We start from the raw sequence: 6,178 nt of genomic DNA, 5'->3' as shown, positions 1-6,178 counted from the left end.
GATAAAAGGTGGTGTCTTTTGTGTAACGAACTTGTCAGCTTTGCTGGTTCAAGTAGCATAAAATATATTATCCCGGACGTTGAAATTGGCTATGACATTGAGCGATATACAGAACGTTACCATTAACAACAGCTATGTTGCTGTAGTTAGGCTAGATAATCAAAAGCTTTCGGGTGAAAAAACGTTTCTGTTCTCTTAGCTACTCCTCAGTTTCCGCCACTCCAGTAGGATACCATTACTCAAAATCTCTACCATTACAAATGGATTAATTCACTGGTCAAGCAGCTATTACACTCCAGGACTATTTTACCAGTTTTAACAACGTCATTGACTTATTGCCAGAATTTAAAGAGTCTAGCGTTGGATAACAATTTTCGCGATCGCAGTATGCCAAAGTCGCCTGGAAACATAAGGCTTTACCCCGGCAGTATGTATCGTGTGGTGTCGATTTGGAGACAAGCATTTAGCAAAAATAAGATAGCTAACTGCTTACAAAACCAGAGTTTTTCATTAATTAGTAGGCAACAGAATTACTGTAGCTACACAATCCACAGTACTAACTATGCCCTATGTCTGCTTATTCGATTGATACTGCCTTAGCGGAGTTAGAAAGCCTTATCAATAATTGTGAAAAGGCTGTGATGAGGTCTATAGAGGAAAAAAACATGAAGTCAGATAAATCAGATAAATCAGTGTCAATCAACAGAATTAACAGACAATTACAACACAACCCTATCGCCATTGTTGGAATGGCTTCTCTATTACCTCAAGCCAGAAATTTGCGGGAATACTGGCAAAATATAGTAAACAAAATTGACTGTATTACTGATGTTCCTTCCACTCACTGGAGTGTTGAAGATTATTACGATCCGAATCCTAGAACTACTGAAGATAAAACCTACTGCAAAAGAGGTGGTTTTCTTCCAGAGGTTGATTTTAACCCGATGGAATTCGGCATACCTCCCAGCATTTTAGAAGTCACAGATGTATCGCAACTATTAAGTTTTGTGGTTTCGAAAGAGGCAATGGAAGATGCAGGTTATGGCGAAAAACGTGATTTTAACCGCGAGATGGTTGGGGTAATCTTAGGCGTGGCTATGGCCAAGCAATTAGGAATGCCACTTTCTGCGAGATTGGAATATCCGATTTGGGAAAAAGCGCTCAAAAGCAGTGGTTTATCTAATGAAGATACCCAAAAAATCGTTGATAAAATTAAAAGCGCTTATGTGAAATGGGATGAGAACGCTTTCCCTGGAATGTTAGCTAACGTAGTCGCGGGTAGAATTGCCAATCGCCTAAATTTTGGCGGGATGAATTGTGTTGTTGATGCTGCTTGCGCTAGTTCCTTTGGTGCTTTAAAAATGGCAATTAGCGAACTAGTAGAGCATCGTTCTGACATGATGCTAACTGGTGGTGTTGATACTGACAACACCATCATGGCTTACATCTCGTTCAGCAAAACACCGGCTGTTTCTCCTAGTGAAAATGTCAAACCTTTCGATGCTAAATCTGATGGGATGATGCTGGGTGAAGGTATCGGGATGATTGTCCTCAAACGGTTAGAAGATGCTGAACGGGACAACGATAAAATATATGCCGTAATTAAAGGTATTGGTACTTCCAGCGATGGGCGTTATAAGAGCATTTATGCTCCCCGCAAAGAAGGTCAAGTTAAAGCTTTAGAACGTGCCTATGAAGATGCCGGTTTTTCTCCCGCTACTGTTGGTTTGATGGAAGCACATGGCACTGGCACAATGGCTGGAGATCCGACAGAATTCGGTTCTTTAAAAGACTTCTTTGATGTACATGATGACAAAAAGCAGCATATCGCTTTGGGTAGTGTGAAATCGCAAATCGGACACACAAAAGCGGCTGCGGGTGCGGCGAGTTTGATTAAAACTGCTTTGGCTTTACATCACAAAGTATTACCGCCCACAATTAACATCACTGAGCCGAACCCCAAACTCAACATTAAAAATTCATCCTTTTATTTGAATACCGAAACCAGACCTTGGATTCGTCCAGAAGGGGAAGCACCAAGACGCGCAGGTGTGAGTTCCTTTGGGTTTGGTGGCACTAACTATCACGTTGTCTTGGAAGAATATGAAGCTGACCAGAACGCCGCCTACCGCTTACATAGTGATGCTAGTGAAGTGCTGTTATTTGCTCCTACAGTAGACCAATTGTTGAGCAAATCTGAAGAGATTTTAGGTAAGTTGCAATCGCCAGACGCACCTACACATTACGCACAATTAGTCAATGAGTGCAAATCACAACAAATTCCCCTTTCTGCTGCCAGATTTGGATTTGTAGCTGAGAATCTGGAAGAAGCTTGCAAGTTTCTGCAAACTAGCATTGAGTGGCTGAAACACAAAGGAACAGCAGCATCTTGGGAGCATCCCCAAGGGATTTATTACCGTTCCTCTGGTATGGAGTTGGGCGGAAAAGTTGTCTCTCTATTTTCTGGGCAAGGTTCGCAATACCTAGAGATGGGACGCGAACTGGTGATGAATTTTCCTTTGATGCGCCGTCTTCATGGTTATATGGATAGCCTGTTGCTCAAAGATAATTTGCAGCCGTTGTCAGAAATCGTTTTTCCTCATCCTGTGTTTGGAGAGGCAGAAAAAAATGTCCAAATTGCTGCCTTGCAACGCACAGAATATGCTCAGCCAGCGATCGGGGTGTTGAGTGCAGGGATGTATAGCATACTGCAACAAGCTGGATTTAAGTCAGATTTTGTTGCCGGTCACAGCTTTGGTGAACTAACAGCGCTATGGGCTGCGGGGGTTTTGAGTACAGAAGATTACTTGTTCTTAGTGAAAGCTAGGGGTCAAGCAATGGCTGCACCCGAAGATCCAGATCATGATGCGGGTAGTATGTTGGCTGTTAAAGAAGATATCAGCAAAGTGGAAGCAGTGCTGAGACATTTTCCGCAAGTTGCGATCGCTAATCAAAATTCTCCCACTCAATTTGTCTTGGCTGGGCCTACCGCAGAAATAGCGAGAATCAAAGAGGCTTTACACGAGAAAGGATATACAGCTGTATTGCTACCTGTATCAGCAGCGTTCCATACACCGCTAATTGCCTTTGCTCAGAAATCCTTTGCGATCGCTACTAAGTCCGTCAAATTCCAAAGTCCCAAAATCCCTGTTTACAGCAACGTCACCAGTAAGCAGTATCCCAAAGAAGCCCAAGGTATTCAAAAAATCCTCGAAAGCCACCTTTCCAACTCAGTGCTGTTTAAACAGGAAATTGAAAATATCTATGCGGCGGGTGGTACTTGCTTTGTGGAATTTGGGCCGAGAAGAATTCTCACCAACTTGGTGAAAGATATCCTTGGCGATCGCCCTCATATCACCGTATCTTTGAACCCTAGCGTTCAAAAGAATAGCGATCGCTCTTTGCGAGAAGCAGTTGTACAGTTGCGGGTAATTGGTATGGCTTTGAATAACCTCGATCCTTACCAACTTCCCCAAACTATCCCCCCAATTGAGACGAAGAAGACATTAAATGTCCGTTTAAACGGCATAAACTACAGATCCGAAAAAACGAAAAATGCCTTCGCTCTAGCTTTGCAAGATGGGCACAAGGTGACATTACCCGCGCCCGAATATTCTGAAGCGGCTCCTTTATTTAGCAGCCCAGGTGTGACTCCACCTGTAGCAGTGATAGAAACTAACGGACATAAAAAACTTACCCCAGCAATGAACGGTGTGACTGCTAGTATCATCACCCAGCCAGAGCAACAGATGAATCCTGTTACCCTGTCACAACCAGTCCAGGAATCTAAGATGCAACCAACACCAGAAAAACTTACAAATTACGAACAACTTTTAGCAAGTTTAGAATATCTCCTGACACAGTTCCAGGAAAATCAAGCCGAGAATTTACAAGTTCACGGTACTTATCTCAACCATCAAATGGAATACGCCAAAGCGTTTTTCCAACTGATGCAGCAGCAGAATTCATTGTTGAGTGAAAGTAAATCAACAGCCGAAACTGCCAAAATGAAGCTAGTTGTCATGGAAAGCTTAGAGCGTAGCATGATGCAGTTTCACTCCCAACAAGGTGAAACTCTACGCATCCATGAGCAATATCTTCAAGAGCAGTTGGAATATACCAAAAACTTTTTCCAACTCATACAGCAAGAATATTCTCAAATCATCTCTGGTGATGGAGCAACCCAACTAACAGAGAAACTCAGCAATTTCACTCCATTCACAACAGAAACAACTGTTAGTGATGCACCAGTACCTCCTACTACCAAGATAGTAGAAAGCCAGCCTTTGCCTGTAACTGAGCCTGTAGCTAAAAATGGCTTAAATGTTACCCAAGAACCTCTCGCGCCCACTCCCCAGGTGATAGAGCCTGTAGTTGAAACTTCCTATTCCCCACTTCCCACCCCTCACTTCGCCACTGTCGAGACAGTAGAGCCTGTAGTCGCGCCACCTGTCCCAGTAGTAGAATCCCAACCTGAAGTTGTAGTCAAAATTAGCTCACCTCCAGTCAGCGAAGTTGTTGCATTCACTCCAGAACCAGCACCCACAACTGCTGCACCTGTATCTGGCGCAACCATCGATATTGTTGACTTGGGTAAAAACCTCTTAGCCATCACCAGCGACAAGACCGGCTACCCAGTCGAAATGCTGGAAATGGACATGGATATGGAGGCTGATTTAGGAATTGACTCCATCAAACGGGTGGAAATCTTAGGGGCGCTACAAGAAATGTACCCCAACTTACCCAAGCCCAATTTAGAAGAACTGTCAGAAAAACGCACCATCGGTCAAGTTGTAGAGTATCTGCAATCTCACGCTTCCAAAAGTGTTTCTGTAGAAATTGCAGTTCACGAAATACAACAAGCAGCCGAGGTTCCAGTAGAGACTGCACCAGTAGTTGAGGTAGTCATTGCACCGGAACCAAGCATAGTTGTCACATTCACCCCAGAACCAGAACCTGCTCTCGCTACAAGTGATGAATTTGCAAACTTAGGTGAAACCCTGTTAGCCATCACCAGCGATAAGACCGGTTATCCAGTAGAGATGCTGGAACTGGAAATGGATATGGAAGCCGACTTAGGCATTGACTCGATTAAACGGGTAGAAATTTTAGGGGCGATGCAAGAAATGTACCCCAACTTACCCAAGCCAAATATCGAAGAACTTGGAGACCTCCGCACCATCGGTCAAATAGTCGATTACCTACAGCAGTTGGCTGGAGGTGAAAAAAAAAAGTCTGAACCTGAGTTTGTCCAACAACCACCGGAATTAGAGCATACTATCCAGCGTCATCCGGTCAAACTCAGAAGTCTACCACAGCCCGATTATTTGGATTTCACGTTACCAGAGGGACACATCGGTTTAATCACCGATAATGGTTCCCTCACCACTTATAAATTAACTGAATCCCTAATCGAGAAAGGCTGGAAAGTAGTAGTTATCAGCTTCCCCCAATCGCTCATCGCCCAACAAGCGCCCTTACCCACAGGAGTAACCCGCGTCACCTTAGCAAACTTAAGTGAAGAACATCTTCAACAACAATTGCAAGCGATCGCATCTCACTGCGGAACGATTGGGGCCTTCATCCACTTACATCCGATGTTTGTAGGAAATCATACCGGAAGTATTTCTTATAACAAACAAGAAAAGGCGATCGTCAAGCACGTATTTTTGATGGCGAAACACCTTAAACCCTCTCTCAACGAAGCCGCAAAACATGGACGTAGTTGTTTCTGCACAGTTGCTCACCTTGATGGAGCCTTCGGCTTAGAGTACAAAGTCAACTTCGGTGCGATCGGCGCTGGTTTGTTCGGATTAACCAAAACTCTGAGATGGGAATGGCCAAAAGTATTTACTCGTGCGATCGATTTGAGTCCCAGACTTGACGCTAAACAGTCAGTACAAAACATCATCGCCGAACTTCACGACCCCAACCTTTATATAAGTGAAGTTGGCTACGGCTCCCAAGGACGAGTGACTATTATCGCCGATTAAAAGGTTGATTAACGCCGTATGTAAATTTATCTCAAACCTAACCCCCAACTCCTTCCCTACTAGTGTTGGGGAGTAAGAATCAAAGCCTCGGTGTACACACAAGTCGAATTACCCCCCTTAATCCCCCCTTGGAAAGGGGGGAAATAAGAAATCCAGTTCCCTCCCCAATACATACGGGGAGGGTT

Annotated in this window: 1 protein-coding gene and 1 pseudogene; both read left to right on the top strand. The window is 44.0% G+C overall.

Annotation, left to right across the window (positions count from 1 at the left end; genetic code table 11):
* Positions 1-91: 91 nt before the first annotated feature.
* Positions 92-368, top strand: a pseudogene (locus tag IQ229_RS23850) (hypothetical protein).
* A gap of 201 nt (positions 369-569) precedes the next feature.
* Positions 570-5,993: a type I polyketide synthase gene (locus IQ229_RS09310; RefSeq protein ID WP_194043105.1), complete on the top strand. Its 5,424-nt coding sequence runs from the start codon at positions 570-572 to the stop codon at positions 5,991-5,993.
* The last annotated feature ends 185 nt before the right edge of the window (positions 5,994-6,178 follow it).

This window comes from Nostoc cf. edaphicum LEGE 07299, assembly GCF_015207245.1.
Classification (GTDB): Bacteria; Cyanobacteriota; Cyanobacteriia; order Cyanobacteriales; family Nostocaceae; genus Nostoc; species Nostoc edaphicum_B.
Note: the sequence above shows the minus strand (reverse complement) of the source record. Positions and strands in the feature narration are given on the sequence as shown.

What these genes read in the sequence shown, in the direction of transcription:
- IQ229_RS09310 (WP_194043105.1), top strand. Translation starts at nt 570, where the DNA reads ATGTCTGCTTATTCGATTGATACTGCCTTAGCGGAGTTAGAAAGCCTT.